General features: G+C 48.3%; 24 protein-coding genes. 5 read left to right on the top strand and 19 right to left on the bottom strand.

Annotated elements, in window-relative coordinates:
- Positions 1 to 425: 425 nt before the first annotated feature.
- The gene (gene lrhA, locus SAQUA_RS08710; protein WP_380672636.1) at positions 426 to 1,361 is read right to left on the bottom strand and encodes a transcriptional regulator LrhA; all 936 of its coding nucleotides are present in this window, start codon (positions 1,359 to 1,361) and stop codon (positions 426 to 428) included.
- A gap of 1,042 nt (positions 1,362 to 2,403) precedes the next feature.
- Between lrhA and SAQUA_RS08705 the strand changes: the two genes are divergently transcribed.
- Together SAQUA_RS08705 and yfbR are read left to right on the top strand one after the other, a co-directional pair.
- Positions 2,404 to 3,618, top strand: a complete 1,215-nt coding sequence (locus SAQUA_RS08705) for a pyridoxal phosphate-dependent aminotransferase (RefSeq protein WP_380672634.1) — start codon at positions 2,404 to 2,406, stop codon at positions 3,616 to 3,618.
- A gap of 225 nt (positions 3,619 to 3,843) precedes the next feature.
- Positions 3,844 to 4,443, top strand: a complete 600-nt coding sequence (gene yfbR, locus SAQUA_RS08700) for a 5'-deoxynucleotidase (RefSeq protein WP_380672632.1) — start codon at positions 3,844 to 3,846, stop codon at positions 4,441 to 4,443.
- A 25-nt stretch (positions 4,444 to 4,468) separates the two neighbouring features.
- On the opposite strand, the gene SAQUA_RS08695 is transcribed toward yfbR, so the two are convergent.
- The 4 genes from SAQUA_RS08695 to yfbV all read right to left on the bottom strand — a co-directional run bounded on the left by SAQUA_RS08695 (position 4,469) and on the right by yfbV (position 8,172).
- Entirely contained in the window at positions 4,469 to 6,301 is a 1,833-nt protein-coding gene (locus SAQUA_RS08695; protein ID WP_380672630.1) for an SLC13 family permease, read from the bottom strand.
- 96 nt (positions 6,302 to 6,397) lie between these two features.
- The gene (locus SAQUA_RS08690) at positions 6,398 to 7,054 is read right to left on the bottom strand and encodes a sugar phosphatase (protein ID WP_380672628.1); all 657 of its coding nucleotides are present in this window, start codon (positions 7,052 to 7,054) and stop codon (positions 6,398 to 6,400) included.
- Between the two features lie 20 nt (positions 7,055 to 7,074).
- The gene (locus SAQUA_RS08685) at positions 7,075 to 7,569 is read right to left on the bottom strand and encodes a YfbU family protein (protein ID WP_380672626.1); all 495 of its coding nucleotides are present in this window, start codon (positions 7,567 to 7,569) and stop codon (positions 7,075 to 7,077) included.
- A gap of 147 nt (positions 7,570 to 7,716) precedes the next feature.
- A complete protein-coding gene (gene yfbV, locus SAQUA_RS08680; protein ID WP_380672624.1) occupies positions 7,717 to 8,172 on the bottom strand; it encodes a terminus macrodomain insulation protein YfbV in 456 nt (151 codons plus the stop codon).
- 420 nt (positions 8,173 to 8,592) lie between these two features.
- Between yfbV and ackA the strand changes: the two genes are divergently transcribed.
- Together ackA and pta are read left to right on the top strand one after the other, a co-directional pair.
- Positions 8,593 to 9,795: an acetate kinase gene (gene ackA, locus SAQUA_RS08675; RefSeq protein ID WP_380672622.1), complete on the top strand. Its 1,203-nt coding sequence runs from the start codon at positions 8,593 to 8,595 to the stop codon at positions 9,793 to 9,795.
- Between the two features lie 153 nt (positions 9,796 to 9,948).
- Positions 9,949 to 12,093 (top strand): phosphate acetyltransferase, encoded by a 2,145-nt coding sequence (gene pta / locus SAQUA_RS08670; protein ID WP_380673620.1) that lies wholly within the window; start codon positions 9,949 to 9,951, stop codon positions 12,091 to 12,093.
- 52 nt (positions 12,094 to 12,145) lie between these two features.
- Here pta and SAQUA_RS08665 read toward each other — a convergent pair whose 3' ends face one another.
- From SAQUA_RS08665 to SAQUA_RS08645, 5 genes are all read right to left on the bottom strand, one after another.
- Positions 12,146 to 13,099: a transketolase family protein gene (locus SAQUA_RS08665; RefSeq protein ID WP_380672620.1), complete on the bottom strand. Its 954-nt coding sequence runs from the start codon at positions 13,097 to 13,099 to the stop codon at positions 12,146 to 12,148.
- Positions 13,092 to 13,937, bottom strand: a complete 846-nt coding sequence (locus SAQUA_RS08660) for a transketolase (protein ID WP_380672618.1) — start codon at positions 13,935 to 13,937, stop codon at positions 13,092 to 13,094. The genes SAQUA_RS08665 and SAQUA_RS08660 overlap by 8 nt, the downstream gene beginning before the upstream one ends.
- A 14-nt stretch (positions 13,938 to 13,951) precedes the next feature.
- Positions 13,952 to 15,331, bottom strand: a complete 1,380-nt coding sequence (locus tag SAQUA_RS08655; RefSeq protein WP_380672616.1) for a PTS ascorbate transporter subunit IIC — start codon at positions 15,329 to 15,331, stop codon at positions 13,952 to 13,954.
- Between the two features lie 23 nt (positions 15,332 to 15,354).
- Positions 15,355 to 15,636 (bottom strand): PTS sugar transporter subunit IIB, encoded by a 282-nt coding sequence (locus SAQUA_RS08650; RefSeq protein WP_380672614.1) that lies wholly within the window; start codon positions 15,634 to 15,636, stop codon positions 15,355 to 15,357.
- A gap of 128 nt (positions 15,637 to 15,764) precedes the next feature.
- Positions 15,765 to 16,208 carry a PTS sugar transporter subunit IIA gene (locus SAQUA_RS08645; protein WP_380672612.1) on the bottom strand — a complete coding sequence of 148 codons (444 nt, stop codon included), beginning with the start codon at positions 16,206 to 16,208 and terminating at the stop codon, positions 15,765 to 15,767.
- A 398-nt stretch (positions 16,209 to 16,606) separates the two neighbouring features.
- Between SAQUA_RS08645 and SAQUA_RS08640 the strand changes: the two genes are divergently transcribed.
- A complete protein-coding gene (locus SAQUA_RS08640) occupies positions 16,607 to 17,626 on the top strand; it encodes a LacI family DNA-binding transcriptional regulator (protein WP_380672610.1) in 1,020 nt (339 codons plus the stop codon).
- A gap of 64 nt (positions 17,627 to 17,690) precedes the next feature.
- Here SAQUA_RS08640 and SAQUA_RS08635 read toward each other — a convergent pair whose 3' ends face one another.
- The 9 genes from SAQUA_RS08635 to kduD all read right to left on the bottom strand — a co-directional run bounded on the left by SAQUA_RS08635 (position 17,691) and on the right by kduD (position 26,536).
- A complete protein-coding gene (locus SAQUA_RS08635; protein ID WP_380672608.1) occupies positions 17,691 to 18,386 on the bottom strand; it encodes an oligogalacturonate-specific porin KdgM family protein in 696 nt (231 codons plus the stop codon).
- A gap of 330 nt (positions 18,387 to 18,716) precedes the next feature.
- Positions 18,717 to 20,006 carry an ABC transporter substrate-binding protein gene (locus tag SAQUA_RS08630; RefSeq protein ID WP_380672606.1) on the bottom strand — a complete coding sequence of 430 codons (1,290 nt, stop codon included), beginning with the start codon at positions 20,004 to 20,006 and terminating at the stop codon, positions 18,717 to 18,719.
- Between the two features lie 15 nt (positions 20,007 to 20,021).
- Positions 20,022 to 21,149 (bottom strand): ABC transporter ATP-binding protein, encoded by a 1,128-nt coding sequence (locus SAQUA_RS08625; protein ID WP_380672604.1) that lies wholly within the window; start codon positions 21,147 to 21,149, stop codon positions 20,022 to 20,024.
- A gap of 13 nt (positions 21,150 to 21,162) precedes the next feature.
- Positions 21,163 to 22,047 (bottom strand): carbohydrate ABC transporter permease, encoded by an 885-nt coding sequence (locus SAQUA_RS08620; RefSeq protein ID WP_380673619.1) that lies wholly within the window; start codon positions 22,045 to 22,047, stop codon positions 21,163 to 21,165.
- 22 nt (positions 22,048 to 22,069) lie between these two features.
- Complete coding sequence (locus tag SAQUA_RS08615; RefSeq protein WP_380672602.1) at positions 22,070 to 22,960, bottom strand: carbohydrate ABC transporter permease; 891 nt, start codon at positions 22,958 to 22,960, stop codon at positions 22,070 to 22,072.
- 765 nt (positions 22,961 to 23,725) lie between these two features.
- Positions 23,726 to 24,301, bottom strand: a complete 576-nt coding sequence (yfcD, locus tag SAQUA_RS08610; RefSeq protein WP_380672600.1) for an NUDIX hydrolase YfcD — start codon at positions 24,299 to 24,301, stop codon at positions 23,726 to 23,728.
- Positions 24,302 to 24,426: 125 nt separating this feature from the next.
- Positions 24,427 to 24,978: a phosphodiesterase gene (gene yfcE, locus SAQUA_RS08605; protein ID WP_380672598.1), complete on the bottom strand. Its 552-nt coding sequence runs from the start codon at positions 24,976 to 24,978 to the stop codon at positions 24,427 to 24,429.
- A gap of 111 nt (positions 24,979 to 25,089) precedes the next feature.
- Entirely contained in the window at positions 25,090 to 25,731 is a 642-nt protein-coding gene (locus SAQUA_RS08600) for an RpiB/LacA/LacB family sugar-phosphate isomerase (protein ID WP_380672596.1), read from the bottom strand.
- A 43-nt stretch (positions 25,732 to 25,774) separates the two neighbouring features.
- Positions 25,775 to 26,536: a 2-dehydro-3-deoxy-D-gluconate 5-dehydrogenase KduD gene (gene kduD / locus SAQUA_RS08595; RefSeq protein ID WP_380672594.1), complete on the bottom strand. Its 762-nt coding sequence runs from the start codon at positions 26,534 to 26,536 to the stop codon at positions 25,775 to 25,777.
- Between the last annotated feature and the right edge of the window lie 225 nt (positions 26,537 to 26,761).

Raw genomic sequence — 26,761 nt, 5'->3', positions numbered from 1 at the left:
ATTTCAGTTTTACCATACCATTGTCTCAGGATTTGCCTGTTGTTCCACTCACTACCTAGGGGTATTTTTTTGATCCAGAACACGTTTTTGGCATAAAGCTTCAAATAAAGTGCAGCTGTTTAACAATTTTTTCAATTGTAGATGAAAAGGCTTCCTCAAAATACCAAAATAGCCCTGCTGACTCCAGGCTCTTTACTGGCTGTTATCATTGCATAAAAAACATACAGATTGAATTTACCAAAACTGACACTGTGTGCACTCACAAATAAAAGTGAAATAAATGGCGCTTTCATGCAAAATTCAGCCCCAACACTCTATTAGCGCATATTCACCAATCTATCCTGCCAATTCGTAATGGTTTTTACTCAGTACAAACAAAAAAGCCCCTGCTATTGCAGGGGCTTAAACGATAAACTGATTGAGCGTTACTCTTCCTCTTCAATCAGGCAAGAGCCTTCTTCAGTCACTGACGAACCAGCACCAAAATGGTAAGTCTCGCCACCATTTTGTACCGCACTGAAAATCGCCATTGCCAGCTCATTCTCGCACTTCATATCTTTACATAACGCATATTGCGTATCGGGAAGCGGCGGCAAACCTTCTGCCGTCCCCAGAACTCGCAGATCTGGGCTCATCATCTCGATTGGCCTTGCAGTAATCCCCAGACCAGCCCTACACGCCGCACGTACTGCGGATAATGTTGAAGCTGAGTAGGCGATACGCCAGGCAATGCCAGCTGCGTCAAGATGTTTGATTGCCATAGCTCTGAACGGGCTAGGCTCGTCCAGCACTACCAGAGGGATAGGCTCTCCTGATTGGAAATGGTAATCAGCTGCGCAATACCACAGCGTTGGCGACGTGCGCAAAACAATGTGCGGATGCCCTTCGGTATCCACCGTAGTGATAGCCAAATCCACTTCACCGTTCTTAAGCATATCGACCATGAATGGGCTACGCTTCACTCGAACATCAATCGCAAGCTTGGGATAAACAGACGTCACGCGGTTGAGTAGATAAGGAAGGATGGTATCGGCACTATCATCGGAAGCGCCTATAGACAAAACTCCCTTGATATTGTTGAACATCAGTGAGGTACAGGCTTCATCATTGAAACGCAGGATTTTCCTGGCGTAACTGAGGAGCTGGATACCGTGCTCGGTTAATAATTTATTGCGTCCATGGCGTGCAAACAACTCTTTGCCAACCAATTGCTCTAACCGCTGCATTTGTTGACTGACCGCTGACTGGGTACGACACACGGCGACAGCCGCAGCCGCAAAGGTGTTCAAATCAGCAACAGCTACAAAAGTTCTAAGCAGATCGAGGTCGAGATTAATTATCGGACGATTTGCAGTTGTCATAGTGTTTTCTTCACTTTTTAAATTCTAATTTACAAACTACCCTGGTGTATTTCCAAGACGTTGCCAAAGAGTGCAAGCGTCAGACACGACAGTAACCCACTCATAAGGTGAGGGCAAAAAGATTACTTATAATTCGTTATCTCTATCGCTTTTTATCCACTATCTATCTTAAAGGCTTATTGATGTGGATGAAAATTACAATGAAAAGTGCTTACACTTAGAAGAACCTATAATTATAAGTGTTGAAACTCAGCACTTTCTTCATAAATCGTACTTCACAATGCATGGCATTTCCCACGTTTTTATTACTGTTGCTGTTCAAAGTATCTGTTCGCTGTTTATCTGCGCCCCCTCAAAGTTAGCGTTTTGCAACGCACAACCGTTGTATCCTCACTGATCTGCTCTTGCAAACCACTTGCAAGTATCAACCCACAAGGGCTGCAGCGCCACACTGCATAGATGTATAAACAATGTTCAACTTTATTAAAAAACCATTTGCTTGTCAGCATTCTGTCACCTGTTGCCTGCATCTCCAAGTCACTTAAGTACAGTATATTTATTAGCTAATTTAATAAATTCAAACAGTAAGAACTTTCACTAAAGAAATAGATCATTCTGAATTAAAAAAAACTTAAGTCACATGCTCAAGCTTATCTAATGCAATTCCCAATTAGCTAAAGTGTGGTATTGTCCGTGATTAGCATCCATCCAATAATCCACGCATTATCATTTTGTTACAATTCTAGGTCTATTCCCCTCCTGACTCAATGCCAACAAATTCTGATTTTTCTGCTGCAAGATGAAGCCAGCTTACCTGCCATAAAATAGAGAAAAAACCCAAAAAAACAATTAATTTAAAAACAAAATCCCAACAATTCTATTTCATCAGCATTTCAATCGCATTAAAAACTCTGTTGGCTGCTCGTTTACACTAAAGCCTTGCATACCCCTTCAAAATCAGGGCATCCAGGAGTACATTGAGTGAATTGAGGTGTCCCACGGTAGGGACACCCACCTACCTAAGCAAAAGGCTCAACGTTCTATGTCCCCCATTGAGAAATCCAGCAAGCTGGACAACGTCTGCTACGATATTCGCGGCCCAGTGCTCAAAGAAGCTAAGCGTCTTGAAGAAGAGGGCAATAAGGTCCTCAAATTGAACATCGGTAACCCAGCGCCGTTCGGTTTTGAAGCCCCTGATGAAATTCTGGTTGATGTCATTCGTAATCTTCCCACCGCACAAGGTTACTGCGACTCTAAAGGGCTTTACTCAGCGCGTAAGGCGATCATGCAGCACTACCAGGCGCGAAACATGCGTGATGTGACCGTTGAGGATATCTACATTGGTAATGGCGTATCCGAACTGATCGTGCAGTCAATGCAGGCACTGCTTAATGTCGGTGACGAGATGCTGGTACCCGCGCCAGACTACCCTTTGTGGACAGCGGCAGTTTCTCTCTCCAGCGGTAAGGCTGTGCATTATATTTGTGACGAAGAGTCTGGCTGGTTCCCAGATCTGGATGACATCCGCAGCAAAATCACACCACGGACCCGTGGGATTGTGATTATCAACCCGAATAACCCAACCGGTGCGGTCTACAGCAAAGCATTGCTGGAACAGATCGTTGAGATCGCCCGTCAACATGATCTGATCATCTTTGCTGATGAAATTTACGACAAGATCCTCTACGACGATGCCGAACATCATTCTATAGCGGCGCTGGCTCCAGATTTGCTGACCGTCACGTTCAATGGCTTGTCAAAAACCTATCGCGTTGCCGGTTTCCGTCAGGGTTGGATGGTGCTCCATGGGCCTAAAAAGCATGCTAAAGGTTACATTGAAGGCTTGGAAATGCTGGCCTCCATGCGCCTGTGCGCCAACGTGCCGATGCAGCATGCAATCCAAACGGCACTTGGGGGTTATCAGAGCATCAGCGAATTTATCCAGCCGGGTGGGCGTCTGTATGAACAGCGCGAGCGTACTTGGCAATTGCTGAATGATATTCCCGGTGTTTCCTGCGTCAAACCGATGGGGGCGCTGTACATGTTCCCGCGCATAGACGCCAAGCGTTTTAACATTCGTGACGACCAGAAGATGGTGTTGGATTTGCTGTTGCAGGAAAAAGTTCTGCTAGTACAAGGCAGCGCATTTAACTGGCCGCATCCTGATCATGTGCGTATCGTTACCCTGCCCCGAGTTGATGAACTTGAAATGGCGGTGGGTAAACTGGGGCGTTTCCTCGAAACCTACAGTCAATAATATTTATACCCAAGTGCATGCAAGTTGCAGAAAAAGGCAACGCGTTTTGAACAACGTTTGCGCAGGCTCCGAAGGGCCGAGTAACGCAGCCAACACCCAAGTAATTTGAAGTATCAAGGTTATAGTGGCGCAGTTCGCTGCGCCTGCACCGCACATCTGGATTTGCATAACCTACCGCCACTGCTCACAATAATGGCACACTCGCCGTTGTCTAAAGAGAGCCCCATGAGCCAGAGCCACTTTTTTGCCCATCTGTCACGTTTGAAGCTGATCAGCCGCTGGCCGTTGATGCGCAATGTGCGCACCGAAAACGTTTCAGAACACAGTCTGCAAGTCGCTTTTGTTGCCCACGCGTTGGCAGTGATCAAGAACCGCAAGTTTAACGGCAATCTGAATGCTGAACGCGTAGCGCTGCTGGCTATGTACCATGATGCCAGCGAAGTGCTTACGGGGGATATGCCAACGCCTATCAAGTATTACAATCCGCAGATTGCGCACGAATACAAGAAAATCGAAAAAATCGCCCAACAGAAACTGCTGGAGATGCTGCCAAAAGAGTTACAAAACGATTTTCGTCCTATCCTTGACGAACATTACTACAGCGAAGACGAAAAACTGATTGTGAAGCAAGCAGACGCTCTCTGCGCCTATCTGAAATGCCTGGAGGAGCTTTCTGACGGAAATAATGAGTTCAAACTGGCTAAAGCCCGCCTCGAGAAAACTCTCGAACTGCGCCATAGCCTCGAAATGGATTATTTTATGGCGGTATTTATCCCAAGTTTCAGCCTGTCGCTGGATGAGATCAGCATAGATTCACCACTTTGAACATTATTGGCCCGGTTTACGGGCCTTAAAACGCATACAACCACGGCACCACCACCACGCTGACCATCATCACCAACACCGTGAACGGCACCCCTATACGCACAAAATCGCCAAACTTGTAATTACCCGGTCCTAATACCAACGTATTTACCGGTGATGATACTGGGGTCATAAAGGCAGCAGAGGCAGCAATCGCGACTATCATGGCAAACGGATAAGGTGATACACCCATTTCCCGCGCTGCGGCGATGGCGATGGGTGCCATCAAGACGGCTGTAGCAGTGTTAGAGATGAACAGCCCGATACTGGCGCAGAGCACAAAAAGACAAACCAGCATCACACGCGGCCCGGCATCACCAGCAACATCCATCAGGCCCCGGACGATCAAATCCACCCCGCCGGTTTTCTGCAACGCCTGTGCAAATGGCATCATACCAACGATCAGGATAATGCTTGGCCAGTGAATAGCCTTGTAGGCGCTTTCCATATCAATGCAGCGAAAGCGTCCCATCAAAAGACAGGCAATCAATGCGGCTATTGGATTAGGGATTTCGTCGGTCAGCATCATTGCCACCATCAGCGCCAAACAAAACAGCGCGTGCGGAGCCTGATTGATGGCTGGGGCGACTTCATCTACTTCGGCTGGCAAATTCAATACAATGAAATCACGCGTTTTAGCCTGTAACTGACGGATTGCTTTCCAGTCGCCAATCACCAGCAGGATATCCCCGAGCCCCATTGGCTCATCCACCAACCGGCCTGTCAGCGCTTCACCATGACGGCGGATCCCCACCACGTTGAGATCGTAACGGCTGCGGAAACCGGCATCTCGCACACTTTTACCCAACAACGCAGAGTCAGGAATTAACGACACTTCGGCCATACCGACGTTACGCGACTGTTCAGAGAAATACTCACCTCGCAGCACCATGGGTTCCAGCTGTTGATCGCTACAGAACTCGCGCAGATCGATATCGCAATCCGACATGTCAATCAACAGTACGTCTCCTTCGCGAAGTTCAGTACTACCAAAGGCACTGATCATGACTCGACGAAAACGCTTCCAGCGCTCAATCCCAATAACGTTGGCACCGTAGCGTGCCCGCAAGTGTAATTCATCCAGCGCGCGGCCAATTAACGGTGAACCACTACGAACGGCTAAACGACGTGCACGCCCGGTTAACTTGTAGTCACGGATCAAATCGCGGAATGTTCGGCGCTGCCAAGTCACTTTGGTTTTCGTACTGCTGCTGTCACCCAGCCAACGGCGTGCAACCAACATGTAGGCCACCCCGAGCAGTAACACCACCAGGCCAATTGGCGTGACGCCAAAGAAACCGAATCCGACAATACCTTCACGCACCAGTTCACTGTTCACCACCATATTCGGTGGCGTAGCGACCAGCGTCATCATGCCGCTGATCAATCCCGCAAAGCTCAAAGGCATCATTAGACGCCCAGGGGAAATCTTCATCCTCACAGCAACACTTAATACCACGGGAATAAAAATGGCGACCACCCCGGTAGAACTCATGAAAGCACCCAGCCCGGCGACGGTGAACATGAGCAGTGCCATCATTTTGGTTTCACTACTGCCGGCCACTTTCACCAGCCAATCCCCTACCTGATAGGCAACTCCCGTTCTTACCAGCCCCTCCCCGATCACAAATAATGCAGCAATCAAAATCACGTTAGGGTCGCTAAAACCTACAGTTGCCTCTTGTAGGCTCAAGGTGCCGCTCAGCACGAAGGCAATGATCACCAACAGCGCCACCACATCCATGCGTAGCTTATTGGTTGTAAACAGCACGATGGCTATAAACAATAAAAGTAAGACCCAAAGTAGTTCGCTGTTCAAAACGCTGTCATCCGGTAGTGTTCCAAACCTTAAAAATTAGCATAAAAAAACCCCGCTCATGCGGGGTCTAATCAATTTGGGGGAAGAAAACACCAATTAAGCAACAACTTCGACGCGTGCACCCTGTTCAACTTTGACGACTTTGATCTGGGCCAGCGACGAAAGCTTCAGGTGTACCTGATCCAATTTTGGCGCATTCGCTGGCGCATTGACCGCAATCACCTGGCAGCCTGCTGCCAAGCCTGAAAGGATCCCTGCCGGGGCATCCTCAACCACAACACAAGCTTGCGGAGCGAAGCCAAGGCGTTCAGCGCCTAGCAAATAAGCGTCTGGCTGAGGTTTACCGTGCTTAACCAGTTCAGATGTAATGAACACTTCGGGCTTAGGCAAACCGCCTGCAATGCGGCGTGCATTGGCGACCGGCACAGAACCGGAAGTCACTATCGCCCAGGGGATCCCCATCTCGGTAAGCCGCTCCAGCAGATCCAGTGCGCCAGGCAGCGCGCTGACGCCTTCCGTATCCTGCGATTCTGCCTGTTCCAGCAATTCAAATTCATGTTGAATTTCTGCTTCAGTGGCACCCGGCATAAAATGACGCAGCGAAGTGATGGCCTGCTTTCCGTGGATAAAATCCAGCACCTCATTTGATTGAATACCATGACGCTCCGCCCAGTGAGTCCAGGCTCGCTCTACCGCTGGTAATGAATCAACCAGCGTTCCATCAAGGTCAAACAGAAAACCCTTACATTCCACTACAAACCTCTACAGTTCAATCATGCATTAATAATTTGTGCAATTTCAACGGCGCTCAGATGGTATTGACGCGGACAGGATTGCCAGATTGCCAGCATACGCTGGTACTTTTCCCACATTTTGGTTTGGGCATTAAAACCATGACTGCCAGAATCAAAATGCGTATAACGCCCTTCCGTGCTGACCAGGAAACGCACGTAACTCAGATAACGCGCTTCGGTTGCCGCATCAAACCCCAGAAACGCCACACGACGCGCATCCAACCCCTGCCGATCCTTGAGATTTTCCCAAGATACCTGCAGCGCATGGTGCATCTCCATAATATTGATAATGGTACGGCAAACCTCTTCGCTCATCTCACCAAAGTCACGATCAAGTTCGCGCATTTGCAAACCAAAACCCCGCTCGATAATAGTCTGCAAGCGGCGGTAACGTTCGGCATTGTCCGGATCGAGCATAGTCATCATCTTGTATTGATTGGACAGGATCAGCCTTTGAGCATTAGTCATTTCCATTTCATGTTCCTCAGTTCTGCAAATTGCCGAAAGCATCGCATGACTTTATTGTGTGGTGGAATAACAACTCGGTCTTTCTTTGATTTGGCAGGGGTTAATGACGCTATCGGCTGCACGACAACCTATTAAACCCCGACAATTTAGCACTTAGAGGTCATCGAGGAAGGTCTTATCCAATTGCTTGAATGCACGTTTCAGCACATCGGCAAGCGCCTGATAGGTGGGAGCTCCCTCTACCGGCGCCATGGCCTGCCCAGCCTCAGCAAGCTTGTTGCGCATCTCATGAAACCATTGCAGCAAAGTAGGCGGCAACGGAGTGACTGAGCGACGGCCCAACCACCACAGCCCCTGCATTGGCAGGCTGCAGGCGAACAGCGCAGTTGCAATCGCCGGGCCGAGTTGGCCACCCAGCGCGATTTGCCAGGTAAGGGTGAATATCGCCAGCGGGGGCATAAAGCGAACGGCAAAACGGGTAGCCCGCGAGACGCGGTTTTCAGGGAAAACTGACGCCAGCCGTTTGTCTGCTGGCCAGGTTTTCATATAGTGCTGCCCACGCTGGAATATTTGAAACCAACTTACGGAACCAGATGGTCTGCTCGTCATCGCTTTCACCTCAACTTCACGTATAAAAATTAAATATTTTCGTAAACACACCAACAAAAAAGTTGAATATTTAAATTTATTTTGTGTTTACGGCAGGCTATCGGTATCCTAAGCTGGCCTTTTGGCCGCTAGTAGAAGACGACGTAAGATCTGTCAACTTTTTTAGTCCGTTATCTATCCGATTTGAGGTTGCTGTGAAAACCACAGCAACCTCAAATCGAGTAGAGAGAAAATAGATTACTTAAACCACAGAGAAATCATCGGTTTTTTCATCATCATGGCCTTTCTTTTAACTGACATGATGTTAATCATAAATGTCAACGGCATTATGCGCTACGCTTGTTGTTTGATTGACGATTTATTCACCACGTGTTTTTGGGTCTTCCACATACCAACACGAACTATCAAGTAGGTACTTCCATGTCGAGTAAGCTAGTACTGGTTCTTAACTGCGGCAGTTCTTCTCTGAAATTCGCTATCATTGATGCAATCAACGGTGAAGAACATCTTTCTGGCCTGGCCGAATGCTTCCACCTTCCTGAAGCCCGTATCAAATGGAAAATGGACGGCGTTAAGCAAGAAGCGGCACTGGGTGCCGGTGCAGCACACAGCGAAGCGCTGAATTTCATTGTTAATACTATTCTGGCACAGAAACCAGAGCTTTCCGCACAGTTGACCGCTATCGGTCACCGTATCGTTCACGGTGGCGAGAAATTCACCGCTTCAGCCGTGATCGATGATGAAGTCCTGCAGGGTATCAAAGATTCAGTCCCCTTTGCACCACTGCATAACCCAGCTCACCTGATTGGTATTGCTGAAGCGTTGAAATCCTTCCCGAATCTGGCTGAGAAAAACGTTGCCGTGTTCGACACCGCATTCCATCAGACCATGCCGGAAGAGTCTTATCTGTATGCTCTGCCATACAGCCTGTACCGCGATCATGGCGTACGCCGCTATGGTGCACACGGCACCAGCCACTTCTATGTCACACAAGAAGCGGCCAAGATGCTGAACAAGCCAGTTGAAGAAGTTAACATCATTACCTGCCACTTGGGTAACGGCGGTTCCGTTACTGCCGTTCGCAACGGTAAAAGTGTTGATACTTCCATGGGGCTGACACCACTGGAAGGCCTGGTGATGGGTACCCGCAGCGGTGACATCGATCCAGCTATCATCTTCCATCTGCACGATGCCATGGGTATGAGCGTGGACCAGATCAACAAGATGCTGACCAAAGAGTCCGGCCTACTTGGGTTAACCGAAGTGACCAGCGATTGCCGTTATGTTGAAGACAACTACGACACCAAAGCCGACGCCAAGCGTGCAATGGACGTATTCTGCCATCGTTTAGCTAAATACGTTGGTGCCTACAGCGCATTGATGGAAGGCCGCCTTGATGCCGTGATCTTTACCGGTGGCATTGGTGAGAACGCAGCGCTGGTACGTGAGTTGACGCTGAACAAACTTGGCCTGCTTGGCTTCGAAATCGATCATGAGCGTAACCTGGCTGCCCGTTTTGGTAAATCAGGCAACATCGCCAAGGACGGTAGCCGCCCTGCGCTGGTGATCCCAACCAACGAAGAGCTGGTTATCGCGCAAGACGCTTGCCGTCTGACGGCTTAAAGACTCTACACACCGTCAGCCAAGGCTGGCGGTGTTGTTTTAGCCTTTATAGTTGAAACCGCACATGCGTTTACCTGTTGCTGCAACTTCAATTATTTTTGGCTACGACCTCATTTCAATCGTGAAGAGGACTATTCTGTGTCACGTACAATTATGTTGATCCCCACAGGTACCAGTGTCGGCCTGACCAGTGTAAGCCTGGGTGTCATCCGCTCCATGGAGCAGAAAGGCGTTCGCCTGAGCGTGTTCAAACCGATTGCCCAACCACGCACGGGCGGCGACTCTCTGGACCAAACCACCGCTATCATCCGCAGCAACTCAACCATTCCAGCGGCAGAGCCACTACGTATGAGCTATGTTGAAGGCTTGCTGAGCTCCAACCAGCAGGACGTGTTGATGGAAGAGATCGTGGCACGTTACCACGAGAACACTAAAGATGCGGAAGTAGTGCTGATTGAAGGCCTGGTGCCAACTCGCAAACACCAGTTTGCATCAGCGCTGAACTACGAGATCGCTAAAACACTGAATGCAGAAATCGTCTTTGTTATTGCGCTGGGCAATGATTCTCCTGCACAGTTGAAAGAGCGTATCGAACTTGCTCGCAACAGCTTCGGTGGCAGCAAGAACAAGAATATTACCGGCGTGATTATCAACAAGCTGAACGCGCCAGTGGACGATCAGGGGCGTACTCGTCCTGATCTGTCTGAAATTTTTGACGATTCCACCAAGGCCAGCGTGACCAATGTCGATCCCGCGCAGCTGTTTGCCAACAGCCCGCTGCCGGTTCTGGGTTGCGTACCGTGGAGCTTCGATCTGATCGCTACCCGAGCTATTGATATGGCGCGCCACTTGAAAGCGCGAGTGATCAACGAAGGCGACATTATGACCCGCCGCGTGAAATCCGTGACCTTCTGTGCTCGCAGCATTCCACATATGTTGGAGCACTTCCGTCCTGGTTCCCTGCTGGTAACCTCGGCAGATCGTCCAGACGTATTGGTTTCAGCCTGTCTGGCTGCGATGAACGGCGTGGAAATCGGTGCCATCCTGTTAACCGGTGGCTATGAGATCGATGGGCCGATCAGAAAACTGTGCGAGCGCTCATTTGGAACCGGTCTACCAGTCTTCATGGTTGACACCAATACCTGGCAGACCTCGCTAAGCCTGCAAAGCTTCAATCTTGAAGTGCCTTCAGACGACAGCCAGCGTATCGAGAAAGTGCAGAACTACGTAGCGAGCCATATCAACACTGAGTGGATCGACTCTCTGACCGCCACCTCTGAGCGTTCACGCCGTTTGTCTCCACCAGCCTTCCGTTACGAATTGACAGAATTGGCCCGTAAAGCAGGCAAACGTATCGTACTGCCAGAAGGTGACGAACCGCGTACTGTCAAAGCCGCCACCATTTGCGCCGAGCGTGGCATCGCTGAGTGCGTGCTGCTGGGTAACCCGGATGAAATCAGACGCGTTGCCTCGGCACAAGGTATTGAACTGGGCAAAGGCATCGAGATCGTTGATCCCGTCGCGGTAAGAGAGCTCTATGTGCCACGCTTGGTCGAACTGCGTAAGAGCAAGGGTATGACCGAAGTAGTTGCTCGCGAACAGCTGGAAGATAACGTTGTTCTCGGTACTCTGATGCTGGAAAAAGGCGAAGTTGACGGCCTGGTTTCTGGTGCCGTTCACACCACGGCTAACACCATTCGCCCACCGTTGCAGTTGATCAAAACTGCGCCGGGCAGCTCTTTGGTATCTTCTGTGTTCTTCATGCTGTTACCGGACCAAGTTCTGGTCTATGGGGACTGTGCGATCAACCCGGATCCTACTGCCGAGCAACTGTCTGAAATTGCCATCCAATCTGCCGACTCTGCCGCTGCATTTGGTATTGAACCGCGTGTGGCGATGATCTCCTACTCTACCGGGAATTCTGGCGCAGGTAGCGACGTTGAGAAAGTGCGTGAGGCAACTCGTCTGGCGCAGGAAAAACGCCCGGACCTGATCATCGATGGCCCACTGCAGTATGATGCTGCCATTATGGCCGATGTTGCTAAATCCAAAGCGCCTAACTCTCCGGTTGCAGGTAAAGCGACAGTATTTATCTTCCCGGATCTGAATACCGGTAATACCACTTATAAAGCAGTACAGCGCTCTGCCGATCTGGTCTCTATCGGGCCAATGTTGCAAGGCATGCGCAAGCCAGTGAACGACCTGTCTCGTGGAGCCTTGGTTGACGATATCGTGTATACCGTTGCTCTGACGGCGATCCAGGCAGCTCAAGCGGATGCCAAAGCGGCAGAAGCTTGATAGCCTGATTGCACCACGGTGGGCCTCGCCGTGGTGCAATCAGCTCATTAGGCTATAGCAGTTGAAGCGCCGCCTTGAGAATATGCTTTGCAGTCAAGCCATACTCCTGTTGCAAAAACTCCTGTGTTCCCACTTGCCCGTAGCGTTCTTCAACGCCGACACGCCGCATCGGAACCGGGCACTCCTCCACCACCACCTCTGCCACTGCCGAACCCAGGCCGTTATGGATACTGTGGTTCTCACAAGTGATAATCTTGCCAGTTTTAGCTGCAAAGGTTTTAATGATCTCCCGATCGATCGGCTTGAGTGTGAACATGTCGATCACCGCAGCGCTAACGCCTTCCTGTTCCAGCATCTGTGCAGCTTTAAGCGCCTCGGCGACCATGATCCCGTTGGCGATAAGCGTAATATCACTACCGTCACGCAGCAGATTAGCCTTACCAATAGTGAAACGAGAACCATCCTGATAAATCCGCGTAGCCTGTTTGCGGATGGTGCGAACCCAGTAAAACCCTTCCAGATCGACTAATTGCTGCAGAATGTCCTGAAACATGGTGGCGTCGGTCACCTCCAGAACCACCGCGTGGGCCAAGCCGCGCACAGTCCCCATATCCTCAAATGACATATGAGTGCCTCCGTTATGACAGGCGCTGACTCCGGCATCAGAGGCGATCACTTTGACGTTATTGCGTTGATAATCCAGCGACATAAACAACTGGTCAAAACAACGACGGCTGGCGAATGCGCTAAAAGTGTGAACAAAGGGCACCCGCCCGGTCAAAGCAAGCCCGGCGGAGACGCCAATGACATTGGCCTCCATGATGCCGCAGTTGATCACGTGCTGTGGGTGATCCTTCTGCACGCCATCCATCGCCATTGAACTCATCAGATCGGCCTCCAGTGCAATAACTGGTTTACCGGCCTCGATCTGTTGACGAATCATTCCGGCGTACACCTTGCGCATTTCTATGCCGTCTTTTTCCAAGTGCGTGGCTACATTAAACATGAGCACCCTCCAGGTCGGTGATGGCTTTTTCAATTTCCAACTTAACATCCGCTGTCAAACGCAGATGATGCGAGTTTTTCAGACTCTCCAGATAGGCCACACCCTGCCCTTTGATACTATCCAGGATCACCATTAATGGCCGCTGTTCCCCGCTACGCAAGGGTAGTACTGCGTCACGGATCGCCGGAATGTCATCTCCCTGCACGGTTTGTACCTCAAAACCGAAGGCGCGGAATTTACCCGCCAGGTCGAAGGGCTTAATAACTTCATCAAGCCTGCCGTCCAATTGTTGTTTGTTGTAATCAATAAACAGCGTCAGATTATGCAGGTTATGGTGGGCGATAAACTGGAAAGCCTCCCAGCACTGACCTTCGTTAAGCTCGCCATCCCCCAGAATGCAGAATACCCGGTTGCTCCGCTCCGCCAGTTTATGTGAAAGGGCCATGCCTGCAGCAATAGATACTCCCTGCCCCAGCGAGCCGGTCGTGGCATCCACACCGCGCGTCAGCAAACGATCCGGATGGCTCGGTAGCCGAGTACCATTCTGATTTAGCGTTTTAAGTTCATCCAGCGGGAAATAACCTTTGACCGCCAAGGCGCTATACAGAGCAGGTCCCGCATGCCCTTTTGACAACACCAGGTAATCGCGTTCTGGCCAATCCGGCCTGTCTGGATCGATACGCATCACTTCGCCATACAGCACTGCAAGGGTTTCTACTACAGACATACATCCGCCATAGTGTCCAAACCCAAGGCCAGTAAGCGCTTTCAACGTTTCCAGACGGATACTACGTGCCAGCGTCTGTAATTCCCCACTATGAGTCATTGTGTTACTCATCAAACTACCCTCGCTTATTTCTCGACAGGTTCGCTATCTGGACCACTTTTGCGATTCCCCAGAAAATTATGCGCAACCAGCAGTGCAAAAATAGCGACCACCACCACCATAATCATTTCTTTGCTCAGGAAGCGTGCCATGTTGCCCAATACAATACCGATCACACCGAAGTCGGCGTCAGAGAAAGTGGTATTGGCAAAACCTAGAGCACCGAGTACCGGCAACAGTAGTACGGGGAGGAAAGTGATCAGAAGCCCATTGGCAAATGCCCCCAGCATGGCACCACGGCGTCCTCCAGTCGCATTACCGAAAACGCCGGCAGTAGCGCCGGTAAAGAAGTGCGGCACGACACCTGGCAGGATAAGCACCATCTTCATTTGTCCTAGCAGAAATAACCCTACCAACCCACCGAGGAAGCTGAACAGGAAACCAATCAGCACAGCATTGGGGGCATAGGGATAAACGACTGGGCAGTCCAATGCAGGGCGGGCATTAGGAACCAGTTTTTCCGAAAAACCGGTAAAGGCCGGAACGATCTCCGCCAGGATCAAGCGTACCCCTTGCAAAATAATGAATACCCCGGCAGCGAAGGTGATCGCCTGGATAATGGAATACACCAGGTAGTTTTGCCCACCACTGAGTTGCTGTTCGACATAAGCCTGACCAGCGCAGATAGCCAGGATCATGTAGATAATGATCATGGTCATTGAGATGGAAATAGAACTGTCGCGCAAGAAGCTAAGGTTCTTGGGAAGATTCATCTCTTCAGTGGAGCGCGAGTTTTTACCCACACGCGAACCGATCCACCCCGCAAGCACATACCCCAAAGTACCGAAATGACCAAAGGCGATATCATCATTACCCGTAATGCGGCGCATATAGCGCTGGGCAATCGCCGGGAAAAATGCCATCACCAGCCCCAAGGTCAGTGCTCCGGTAAACACCAGCGCTACGCCTTCAAAACCAGCTACCGTGAGGATAATACCGATCATACAAGCCATATAGAAAGTATGATGGCCGGTAAGGAAGATATATTTAAACCGGGTAAATCGTGCTACCACGATATTAGCCACCATCCCGAATGCCATAATCAATGCGGTGGATGCACCGTATTTTTCCAAGGCAATAGATACAATAGCTTCATTGTTGGGAATAATGCCTTGAATGTTGAATGCATGTTCAAACATGCCCCCCAACGGATTCAGTGAACTCACTAAAACTGAAGCACCACCGCCGAGAACAATAAAACCCAGAATGGTTTTAACTGTCCCCTTAACCACATCAGAAAATGACTTCTTTTGCGCCAGCAAACCAATCAGAGCAATAACCCCAACCAATACTGCCGGCACTTTTAGTATATCAACCACAAACTTGAGCGTTTCTTGGATAAACATATCCACCTCGCCGATTGGTTTGATTAAATGATGGAGTGAGCTTCGAAGTAGGCGCGTAGTTTGGCCTCGAGCTCATTAATATCGATAATATTGCTGATCACCACTAACTGATTGGCGGGCACGCTAGCACTATCGGCAATATCCTTGGCCATTACAAAAATATCAGCAGCCCCTGGTGTAGCAGATGAAAGGTCAGAATGTTCAACCTCTGCCTCAATATTCATTTTCTTCAGGACTTTTTTAATATTCATTTCCACCATAAAACTACTGCCTAGTCCTGAGCCACAAATAGCCATAATTTTCATTTTTGTCACCTAATAGATATTAATTGTAGTAAAATGCCATCCAAATTAAATTGGATATAGCATATTCGAGTGTTGCACAGCGATTCTAATCAATGTGACCGTAAATTTGAGAATATGTTAGCTAGCGATTAATAGTTGGCAATCACATCCTCAATTTGCTGTTTATTTTCCGCCCTGAATAATTTCTCCATAGACTCGTTATCCGAAAATAATTCTGCCAATTGCGAAATTAACTCAATATGGCTACTGCTATCAGGAGCCGAAAGCATAACCACGATAAAAACGGGATCGTTATCTTCAGAATGAAATTGCACTCCCTGATTAATTTTCAGCAATGAAAGCCCCAAGGCTTTAGCTCCCTCTTCCGGCCTGGCATGTGGCATAGCAATACCAGGAGCCAGTACAAAATAGGGACCTAAAGCCTGATGTTGACGGAATATTGCCGTCAGATAGTCTTGTGTGATGATTCCCCGTTGTAACAGGGGCTGTCCACTCAAAGCTACTGCTTCCTGCCAGTCCGCTACCTTGTCACACAATTGGATATGATCACTGTTGAGCCAGTCGTTGAGCACACGTCCTCCTAAGATTCATTTTCCTTAACACACCAAGATCGACCAATGGATGACACTCTCGACAGCCGTAGCCTGAATTTAACCGGATGCTAACCATTTACCGATGAAACCGCGTACTCGTGATGTTCATGAACCCGCGACGATGAAACCATAATCAACGGCAGGGACTTCAACTGTGATTGTTGTCGCAAAGATAGCGCTACCAAAGATTTATCAGCGAGATTTGTGATAGCGCTATCAAATATATCCAGCCCGATATTACCCGACACAGATTTTTTATCGTTAAACCTTGTAACGGGTTAGAATGTGCACCAAAGCGAGGATAGCGAACCCGGCTATGGGTTTTCTGCCTATAAGCTCATTTATGCGCCTTTAGCGCATTTCAGTCAGGATTAGCAATGTCGATCGGCAAAAAACGACGCAGCACTGGCCGGGTAACGCTGGCCGAGGTGGCTCAATTAGCGGGCGTGGGTACCATGACCGTATCGCGGGCCTTACGTACTCCGGAGCAAGTTTCAGATAAACTGAGAGAAAAAATTGAGGCGGCAGTCAGTGAGTTAGGCTATCTGCCCAACCTGGCGGCAAGTTCCCTAGCCTCTGCATCTTCTTATACCATTGCCATGGTAGTTCCCCGCTTTTCCGAATCCGGGTGCGCAGATATGTTTGCAGGGCTGCAACGCGTACTTCAGCCAGCGGGCTACCAGATCATGCTGGCTGAGTCCCAGCATCATCTTGAGCGAGAGGAAAAACTCCTAGAGACGCTACTCTCTTACAACCTTGCTGCGGCAGTGCTGTTAAGTGTGGAACACTCGCACAACACGCGAATGGCACTGCAAACCGCCAATATTCCTATTGTGGAAATAGGCGCTATTTGCGCCAACGCGATCGACATGAATATCGGCATAGATTACGTCGCCGCCATGTATCAACTGACACAAACGGTCATTGCCAATGGTTACCAGAACGTTGGCCTACTGTGCGCCAATCAGGAGCAGTGGATCTTTCAACAACATCTGCAAGGCTGGCACAAAGCATTATTACGCAACCATATGTCGCCGCACCGGGTAATCAATGCCGCGCAACCCTCAAGCTTCAGCATCGGCGCTCAGCAGTTGCCAGAATTTCTGCTCGCATGGCCAGAGTTGGATGCTTTGGTATGTTCATCTGACGAGTTGGCTTGTGGAGCGTTATATGAGTGCCAGCGCCGAAGGATCAAAGTGCCAGAACAGTTGGCCATCGTAGGTTTTGGTAATAGCGATGTCAGCCAGGTTTGCCAGCCCCCACTGACAACAATGACCGTTCCGCATAAAGAAATTGGAATTCAGGCAGGTAAGGCACTTCTTGCGCGTCTTAATGGTGAAGAATGGCAGGCTGAAGGTTCAATTCCCTCGGTGCTGTGCCGCCGTAGCAGCTGTTAGCACCAAAATACCGGGAATACCCGTCACACCAATGCGGTATTCCCGGCTGTACAGCTAAAATTTTTTACCAGCTGTAAGATACACCAACGCGGTAGCGAGTCTGACGGTTATCGTTGATGCTATCTTGCTTCACATTCCCTACTTCTATATATGGCTTCCAGTTTTTATCCCACTTGTAAGCCAGTTTGACGTTATGTTCGTAATCGGTTTTGCCATCATCAAAGATAACCTTATTGCTGCTCTTATAAACGTAGTTATATTCTACCTGCCAATCTTTGAGGAAACTATATCCTAACCAGAAATCACCACGGTTGGTTTTCTCATCACCGTCTGAACCTTTCGAGGTGGTACGCTTATATTCGTAACGATACCTAGTTGCAACATAAACATCTTTGGTCAAATTATACTGCATACGCAGAAAAGGACGATAACCATTATTATTGCTACTGGATTCAAGAGAGAAACCAGGCTGTAAATTGAAAACATCATTCACTTTATACTGGTAGCTGGCAACGGCTTCAGTACCGTTACTTACCTGCTCATGCCAAAGTTTATTTGGTGTCGAATCTGATGAATCCTGCTTCCATTTAGCTTCCAGAGAGAAACCAAAGCCGTTATCAAACCGATGGGAAATTAACATGCGATCCTTGTGATCGCCTTTAGCCGTATCCATCCACTCGTGTCGTAAATCAACTGACATGGCCATTGCGCTAAAGTTGACGACAGAAGCCACTACCAGAGTTAATATTTTTAATTTCATTGTTCCTGCCCTTATCATTTAATTATAAAAAGAATAACTATTATTTTAAAAAGAATTACTAAAGATGAAAATAATCCATTAGTTATTGGCTCGTGAGGAAAGCCACTTTTCTCATAAAGGTTATTCAATATTGATATGATATATTTATCGACAAATCCAGCTATTTACAAAAAATTCAGATTAAAAACTTATACTCTAAATAATTCAAGTTACAGGAAGGCCGCCCCCAGAAATATAGTCACTGGGGTGAATAAGCGCATGCAAACTGAAATATAATAAGAATATTTAAATTAATAGTATCCCACCTGATTAACAGGTGGGATATTTCTATTATCTCATTGCACGTTTCAGAATACGGTCGCCTTGGCGTTGGAAATCAGCCGCAACTTCATTGACCGTTTTCTTACCGTAATCAAGGGACTGAATAGCGTCCTGGAACAAGACTACGATCTGCGGGTCATCAAAGTAAGGTGCTGCGTTAATGCTGTGCGGTAAGGACAATGCCAGTTTTAACCCGGAAACTGCCGGATCGTTATCCTGGATCACGCCACTTTCACGCAGTTGGGTCACAGCCGCTTGACTCAATGGCACGCCACGTTCGAGTTTCAGGGCTTCAACCCCTTCCTTGCTGTTCAACAGGAAATTAATCAGCATTGCAGCTTCGCGCGGGTGCTTGCTGCTTTTACCAATTGAGAACATTTGTGCCGGTTTGAAGAATAAGCCAGCATCGGTGGCACCTTCCAGCATCGGATAAGAGCCCAGTTCGAGCTTGGCTGGCGGCTTCAAGTTATCAGAATACTTGTTAATGGTAGAATTCCACATGTAAGTACCTGCCCACTCACCCGCGATCCACGGCTTCATTTCATACATATTACTCTTACCGAAGGAAGCGTAATATTTTGAAGAAGGCATCACATGGCTCTCTACCATCTTCTGATACATCTGGAAGAAATCTACCCACTGTTCTTCGCTATAACCGAACTTTTTCTTCTCTTCATTGATAATATCAACGTTATACTTTTGGATCATATAGGAACGTAACAAGGCAAACGTATCCTGGTGTTCCAGTACAACCGGATAGTATTTTTCACCCAGTTTTTCTTTAAAAGTTTTACCTGCTGCTAACAGCTCATCCCAGTTCTTGGGATATTCCACGCCCGCACTTTTCCAGGTGACATCGTTATAATAAAAGACGCGCGCGGTTACTGAGATTGGGATCCCATTGAGCTTGCCGTTAATCGTAGTGGTTTGCAGCTCTTTCGGGTCAAATTGCGTCAGGTCCAGATACTCACTGACTTTATTCAAATCATGGAATCCGCTGCCATCTTTCGAGAAAATGGGCAACCAGTTCCAGTTAGTCTGCATAACGTCCGGCTCGGTTCCACCTGCTATCTGGGTGGTCAGGCGCGAAAGGTGGCCGTCCCAACCGGTATATTCTGATTTAACCTTGATATTCGGGTTTTGCTTCTGGAATTCCTCAATTGCTTTTAACGTTACCTGATGACGGCCATTCCCTCCCCACCAGGACATACGCAGGTCAACCTGCTCCTCAGCAAACGATGTCTGTGCAAACATAGTCAAAGACGAAGCCACCAGGGTGCTTAATACTACTTTTTTCATTATCACCAACTCCTGTTAAAGAGAGATATTTTTTTCTGTTTTAGCATCAAATATATGACATTTGTTCATGTCGAATTTAAAGTAAACAGGGCGATGCAGACCATTTTTCAAAATAGGTTTTACATCATCAGATGGAATACGGCAGGTTAATTCAAAGTCATTAACTTTGAGATAGACAAAGAATTCATGCCCCATATTTTCCACACGGACTAACTCGCCCTGAGAATGATTGCCCTCAAAAGGTGACTCCGAAATGGTAATAAACTCAGGGCGCACGCCGAAGAATACATCTTCGCCGACAAAACTGGTCACTTTCTCTTGCTGATATTCGTTCAGCGTTAAAGTGTAATTTCCTACCGTCAGGCCCACTTTGCCGTCTTTTTCTACCAGTTTACTCGGCTTGATGTTCATTTCTGGTGCACCGATAAAACCGGCGACAAACATATTTTTAGGGTGGTGATAGAGATTATCTGGTGTATCAACCTGCATTATGTGGCCAAGCTTCATCACACAGATACGGTCCCCCATGGTCATGGCTTCTGTTTGGTCATGGGTTACATAAACGGTGGTTGCCGGTTTGCCACTCTTCTTAAGCTGCTTGTGCAGATCGGAAATACGTATGCGCATTGAAGCACGCAACTTGGCATCCAGGTTTGACAATGGCTCATCGAACAGGAACACATCCGGTTTCTTCACAATAGCGCGGCCAACGGCAACACGCTGTGCCTGCCCGCCAGAGAGTTGACGAGGCAAACGATCCAGCAACTCGCCCAGCTCCAGAATTTTTGCCGCTTCGTTAACCTGTTCTTCAATCTGCTCTTTGGGCAATTTGCTCAGTTTGAGTCCAAAAGCCAGATTCTCTTTCACTGTCATGTGTGGGTACAGTGCATAGTTCTGGAACACCATAGCAATACCACGGGATTTTGGTGCCAGATTGTTAACCACACGGTCGCCAATGCGCACTTCACCACCGCTGATGGTTTCAAGACCCGCCAGCATCCGCAGCGTAGTTGACTTGGCGCAGCCGGAAGGCCCGACAATGACCATGAATTCACCATCGGCAATGGTCAGATTGATCCCATGAACGGCCTTAAAACCGTTGGTATAAACTTTCTGCAGATTATTAAATACGACTTCAGCCATGATAGATCCTCAATTAACCTTTAATTCCGCTGCTGGTAACGCCCTGAACAAAGTAACGTTGGGCCAGGAAGAACACGATGACAGACGGCAGAATGGAAATACTTGCCATGGCCAGAATTTCATTCCACGGTGCACCTTCTGTAACGTCGATAGACATTTTCAACGCCAACGCAATCGGGTACTTATCGACGCTGTAAACGTAAATCAACGGGCCTATAAAATCGTTCATCGACCACATAAACTGGAACAGAGCGACCGAGATAATCGCAGGCTTAAGAATTGGCACCACCACATACCACAGCACCTGGAAAGAGTTACAACCGTCGATTTGCGCTGCCTCTTCCATGTCACGTGGTACACCGCGTAAGAACTGGATCAGCATGAAGACGAAGAATCCCTGCGTCGCAAATGCCAGCGGTAAATACAGCGGTAGATAGCTATCCAGCATGCCCATTTCACGGAACATGATGTACTGAGGGATCAGTAGCACGGTGCTTGGCAGCAACATGGTGGTGATCAGCGTAGCGAACCAGAATTTCTTCCAAGGGATCTCAAAACGAGCAAATCCGTAGGCAACTATCGTTGAAGAGATAATGGTCAGTAACACCTTGGGAATAACAAACTTAAAGGTATTAAGCATGTAGTGCCCAAAGTTATATTCCGTACCGGTTTTCCAGCCATTCACAAAACCATCCGACGTTGGATGCGCAGGCCATAGACCCAGCGTGGTGAAGATTTCATGGTTGGGCTTGAATGATGCAGAGAACATCCAGACCAACGGATACAACATCAACAGGCCAACGAATAACAGCACAACATAACGAATAGCCGCACTGATTTTCTCTTTGCGTAACGTCTGTTGTACCTCTTGCTCGGCAATTTCCTGAGCACTGGGCATAGTTAATTGGTTCGGTTGCATATCAGCCATTTTTGCCACCCTTATCTGCAGAGTAGAAGACCCAATATTTCGATGATTTAAAGGCGATTGAAGCAAACAGAGCCACAACCAGGAACAGGATCCACGCTAATGCAGCGCCATACCCCATATCAAAATATTTAAAGGCAGTATCGTAGATATAAAGTGAGAACAGGTAAGTGTAATGCGTTGGCCCGCCCCCTGTTATGACATATGGGGCAGTAAACTCCTGGAATGCCTGCGTAGTCTGCATGATGAAGTTAAAGAAGATCACCGGCGTAATCAGCGGTACGGTTACCTTCATAAACATTTGCCATTTAGAGGCACCATCGATCATCGCCGCTTCATATTGTGACTGAGGAACGTTTTGCAGCGCTGCGAGGAAAATAACCATCGCAGAACCAAATTGCCATACCCGCAGCAAAGTCACCGACATCAATGCCAAAGAAGGCTCACCCAACCAGTTAATCGGGTCCATACCAAAGACGCCGATAAAGCTGTTAAGCAGACCATCAATAGCGAACAGCGCACGCCAAAGTACAGCGATAGCTACGCTACTCCCAAGAATGGAAGGAATATAATATGCAGTCCGGAAAAATCCGATCCCACGCAATTTAAAATTAAGCACAAAGGCAATACCGAGCGCAAAAGCCAGTTTCGCCGGGATGGTAAGAAATACATAGGCAAAAGTCACACCCATGGACTTCCAGAAAAGGTGGTCCTCCATAAACATATAGCGATAGTTTTCCACTCCGTTATATACCGGAGGGTTCATCAGGTCATATTCCGTAAAACTGAGCAAGAATGATGACACAAAGGGAAACGCCGTAAATATTATCAGCCCTATAATATAGGGTGATATATAGGCCAACCCCAACATTCTGTTTTCATTCATGGTTATTACCCACATTAATAGAAATAAAAGTAAGTAAAGTTAGATTTTACTAATATAAAAAATAAAGTAGAAATCCGGGCTTTTAGCCTCCGTTAAGTGACCTGTCACAGTGACATTGGCCCGGAATAAAATCGGAAAGTACCTCCGAGACTGCCAATCTGCAAAATGGAAACTGAGCGAGCCTGTGACGCAAAAGAAAATACTGAATTTGCCCATTTTGTTTGATTTGGTTCAAACACTGACAACTTGCCAATGGCTGAGTTGCAGTGAGGTTACCGAACATCTTGAAGCGGTAGGCGAAATCCATTTTGCGGTCTCCCTGACGGGCCAGACGTGCACCAATCAACAAACTGAAACACTATTTCAAATTAGTATATCTGAAATTTTTCTAGCGTCATTCAACGGATGGCAAAAGTGTGATGAAAGTAGAAACGTTGTTTTGATTTTTTTGTATCGATAGTCGAAAATTTAAAATAAACGAGGAAAAACCAATGCAACTGTTTGATTAATAGCCATTAAATTTACAACTATCAATTGTAACATTAACGATAGAGATTTGGGTGAAATTGGTTAGCCAATTGTATTACTGGCAAAAAACCAACCGCCACCCAATCAAAATGAGGTATGAAAGGCAGGCATATTACGTTAGATAATAGTGCGTTAACAGGTTGGGCCAGCGCTTCACCCTGGTTAGCTGGGGTAACGCGTCGTGGTGCTAAAGGAGACAGCCTCACTGTACAGTAAAACGGCAAGGCTGTGGTACTGTTATGGAAGTTCTGCTTCAGATTCGATTTTGCTGTCACGCGGCAGGGGCTTGCCGTAATCCTGACCATTATTGCGTGTCAACCACAGTGACAACGCTTTCAATGAGTCCGGCGTAAATTCGTCACATCTTGCGGTGATTTCTTCAGGCGTCAACCAACAGACTTCAGCCACTTCATCTTCTTGCAACGCAAACGGGCCATGGGATACACAGCTGAAGAGCGCCCCCCAAATGCGGCACTGATCTTCTTCAAAATAAAACAGACCATGTTCAGCAAAAGGCACACCGGCAATTCCCAGTTCTTCTTCTGCTTCACGACGGGCGGAGTCCAGCACGTTCTCACCGCTCTGTACCACGCCACCAGCCGTGGCGTCCAACCAGCCTGGATAGTAATCCTTGGTGTCTGTGCGGCGTTGCACCAGAATTTTTCCCATCCCGTTATGTACTACGATATAGGTAGCACGGTGACGCAGCCTTTGAGCACGCATCTGTTGACGACTGGATTGAGCAATCACTTCATTCTGCTCGTTGACTATGTCAACCCACTCGGTTTCTGCTGCCTGAACCTGTTCCGCCATCCTCTAGAACCTTCTATTTGGGCGCGATGGAAAACGCGCTACTGGTTGATCAATGGGTGTGCTTCAATGATTCTTATTATGACTTGGGTATATACCTGCCTTTGCATAGCCCCTGCAGATACAAATTAGTGCGTTAGCGTCACCTCTGCAACCGCCTTGCCACAGTGCAGATCGACCACGCTCAAGGTACCGTTTTGCAGTATGCCATAACTGGCAGGAAAGCCACCTTTTGGAATACTGACCGAACCTGGATTAAAACAGTAAATATCCCCCTGCCTTTCGGCCTGAGGCAAATGTGTATGGCCGTAAACCAAGACATCTCCACTGGCTAAGGGGGGTAACTCGTTGGGATGATAAAGGTGACCATGGGTTAAAAACAATCGCCTTTTTGGCAGTAATACCTGCTGAAAAGACGCTGTGATTGGGAATGACAGTAGCATCTGGTCAACTTCACTGTCGCAATTGCCGCGAACAGCAATGATTTTGTCGCGATAAAGGTTTAATTTTTCGGCAACCAGGGCCGGTTGATAATTATCCGGCAGTGCATTGCGCGGCCCATGATTCAACAAATCGCCCAACAGAATCAACCAGTCAGCATGGCGTTGTTCAAACAGTTCGAGGATTTTGTCAGTGGCGGAGAGCGAACCATGCAGATCCGAGGCAAACATCAGCTTCATAATCTTTCCTTTAACGCAAAGTATGAAACCATTTTATCTTAGCGGGGGTTTACGACAAGTGAAGAGTCAAGCAGGTGGCCGATAATCGGCCACCTGAATAAAAGATTACGCTCAGCGGCTGAGGATCTCTTTTACAAACGCAACAATTTCAGGCTTTTTACCCTGTGAGAACAGGCATTCCTGGAAGCGAGCACCGCTGACAGCGGTTTTCACCAATTCAGGATCGATCGCGCGCAGTGTATCGAGATAATCATCTTTGATAACCGCACGTTTAACCTGGTTCAGAATACCCGCATTGCGAACCTGAGGTTCTTTACGCTCTACTGGGTAACCTTCGCCTTTGCGCCCGGTAAAGGCTTTTTCGAAGATGTAACGGACGTTCAGCTCTGCGCCCCAGCCAAAACCTTTGGCAAACGGCAGAGAAAGCGCATTGCCATTGTTGATCTGAGCGAAAAGGAAGGCATCAGCAGGGTCGATGCAGTAGCCACAAACCACGCCTGGGTGAATGTTCAAAGACATCAATGCCCCTTGCCCGGTGCCACAGCCCGTGACAACAAAGTCAACCGCCTCTGCATTCAGCAGAATACTGGCCATAATCCCCAAGTGGATATAGGTCAGATGGTGATCCTGCTCATCGCTCATGCCGACGTTGAACACCGCATCATGATTACCAGCCGCAACGGCCTGCAGTTGTTCGAGAACCAGCGCATTTTTGCCCGCCTGGCTGTTTTCCATCATCAGTGCAATATTCATCTCTTCCTCTCTGCAAATAGAATCAATCGATTATTCTTCAGACTTAGCGCGCCAACCAACCGCCATCCACTGCCAGGGTGAAGCCATTGATATAATCCGAAGCTGGTGACGCCAGGAATACTACCGGCCCCATCAGATCTTCTGGCAGGCCCCAACGGGCAGCAGGAATACGATCAAGGATCTCCTCACTGCGTGCCTGATCGTCACGTAATTGACGCGTATTGTTCGTTGCCATGTAGCCGGGTGCCAGCGCATTGACGTTGATGCCATGGCTTGCCCATTCGTTGGCTAACAGACGCGTTACTCCCATCACTGCACTTTTCGATGCGGTATAAGAAGGCACACGGATACCCCCTTGATAAGACAGCATGGAAGCGATGTTGATGATCTTGCCACCGGTACCTTGGGCAATGAATTGGCGAGCAACTGCCTGAGACATAAAGAACACCGTCTTGATGTTCAGGTTCATTACGTCATCCCAATCCTTTTCACTGAATGCCAATGCATCCTGACGGCGAATAATACCCGCGTTATTAACCAGAATATCGACATGACCAAACTCGGATACTGCACGCTCCAGCAGCCCCGGCAAAACGTCCAGTTTGCTCAGATCGGCTTTCAGGCTCAGGAAACGGCGCCCCAATTCAGTGACTCTAGCGATGGTATCGTCCGGTTCAACCACGTTGATGCCGACAATATCACAACCCGCCTGCGCCAGACCAATCGCCATTCCCTGCCCAAGACCGGTATCACAGCCAGTCACAATCGCTACTTTGCCCTGCAATGAAAAATTATCGAGAATCATGCTCTTGTCCTTAGTACTCAGGGCATCACCGGCCCTTGTCAAAAGTGGGGATAGCGTTGCAATCCCGCCAGTATCCGCAGCCTGCTGCCGCACAGGGTGGGTGGAATTACCCTCCCCTGTCATCATGATGCGGCAAGTCTAGCGCTTATCTCTGGCGCGATCAATTAAATTGAAACGATGTTTTGATTTAAGTGAAAGATATTTTTTATTTATGTGAAGTGTGCC

Source organism: Serratia aquatilis (genome assembly GCF_044865145.1).
Classification (GTDB): domain Bacteria; phylum Pseudomonadota; class Gammaproteobacteria; order Enterobacterales; family Enterobacteriaceae; genus Chania; species Chania aquatilis.
This window is presented reverse-complemented; position numbering and strand designations above follow the sequence as displayed.

Bases quoted from the DNA above. Each gene is read 5' to 3' on its own strand.
- lrhA (WP_380672636.1), bottom strand. From the start codon at position 1,361: ATGACAACTGCAAATCGTCCGATAATTAATCTCGACCTCGATCTGCTT.
- SAQUA_RS08705 (WP_380672634.1), top strand. From the start codon at position 2,404: ATGTCCCCCATTGAGAAATCCAGCAAGCTGGACAACGTCTGCTACGAT.
- yfbR (WP_380672632.1), top strand. From the start codon at position 3,844: ATGAGCCAGAGCCACTTTTTTGCCCATCTGTCACGTTTGAAGCTGATC.
- SAQUA_RS08685 (WP_380672626.1), bottom strand. From the start codon at position 7,569: ATGGAAATGACTAATGCTCAAAGGCTGATCCTGTCCAATCAATACAAG.
- yfbV (WP_380672624.1), bottom strand. From the start codon at position 8,172: ATGACGAGCAGACCATCTGGTTCCGTAAGTTGGTTTCAAATATTCCAG.
- ackA (WP_380672622.1), top strand. From the start codon at position 8,593: ATGTCGAGTAAGCTAGTACTGGTTCTTAACTGCGGCAGTTCTTCTCTG.
- pta (WP_380673620.1), top strand. From the start codon at position 9,949: ATGTTGATCCCCACAGGTACCAGTGTCGGCCTGACCAGTGTAAGCCTG.
- SAQUA_RS08665 (WP_380672620.1), bottom strand. From the start codon at position 13,099: ATGTTTAATGTAGCCACGCACTTGGAAAAAGACGGCATAGAAATGCGC.
- SAQUA_RS08660 (WP_380672618.1), bottom strand. From the start codon at position 13,937: ATGAGTAACACAATGACTCATAGTGGGGAATTACAGACGCTGGCACGT.
- SAQUA_RS08655 (WP_380672616.1), bottom strand. From the start codon at position 15,331: ATGTTTATCCAAGAAACGCTCAAGTTTGTGGTTGATATACTAAAAGTG.
- SAQUA_RS08650 (WP_380672614.1), bottom strand. From the start codon at position 15,636: ATGAAAATTATGGCTATTTGTGGCTCAGGACTAGGCAGTAGTTTTATG.
- SAQUA_RS08640 (WP_380672610.1), top strand. From the start codon at position 16,607: ATGTCGATCGGCAAAAAACGACGCAGCACTGGCCGGGTAACGCTGGCC.
- SAQUA_RS08635 (WP_380672608.1), bottom strand. From the start codon at position 18,386: ATGAAATTAAAAATATTAACTCTGGTAGTGGCTTCTGTCGTCAACTTT.
- SAQUA_RS08630 (WP_380672606.1), bottom strand. From the start codon at position 20,006: ATGAAAAAAGTAGTATTAAGCACCCTGGTGGCTTCGTCTTTGACTATG.
- SAQUA_RS08625 (WP_380672604.1), bottom strand. From the start codon at position 21,149: ATGGCTGAAGTCGTATTTAATAATCTGCAGAAAGTTTATACCAACGGT.
- SAQUA_RS08620 (WP_380673619.1), bottom strand. From the start codon at position 22,047: ATGCCCAGTGCTCAGGAAATTGCCGAGCAAGAGGTACAACAGACGTTA.
- SAQUA_RS08615 (WP_380672602.1), bottom strand. From the start codon at position 22,960: ATGAATGAAAACAGAATGTTGGGGTTGGCCTATATATCACCCTATATT.
- yfcD (WP_380672600.1), bottom strand. From the start codon at position 24,301: ATGGCGGAACAGGTTCAGGCAGCAGAAACCGAGTGGGTTGACATAGTC.
- yfcE (WP_380672598.1), bottom strand. From the start codon at position 24,978: ATGAAGCTGATGTTTGCCTCGGATCTGCATGGTTCGCTCTCCGCCACT.
- SAQUA_RS08600 (WP_380672596.1), bottom strand. From the start codon at position 25,731: ATGAATATTGCACTGATGATGGAAAACAGCCAGGCGGGCAAAAATGCG.
- kduD (WP_380672594.1), bottom strand. From the start codon at position 26,536: ATGATTCTCGATAATTTTTCATTGCAGGGCAAAGTAGCGATTGTGACT.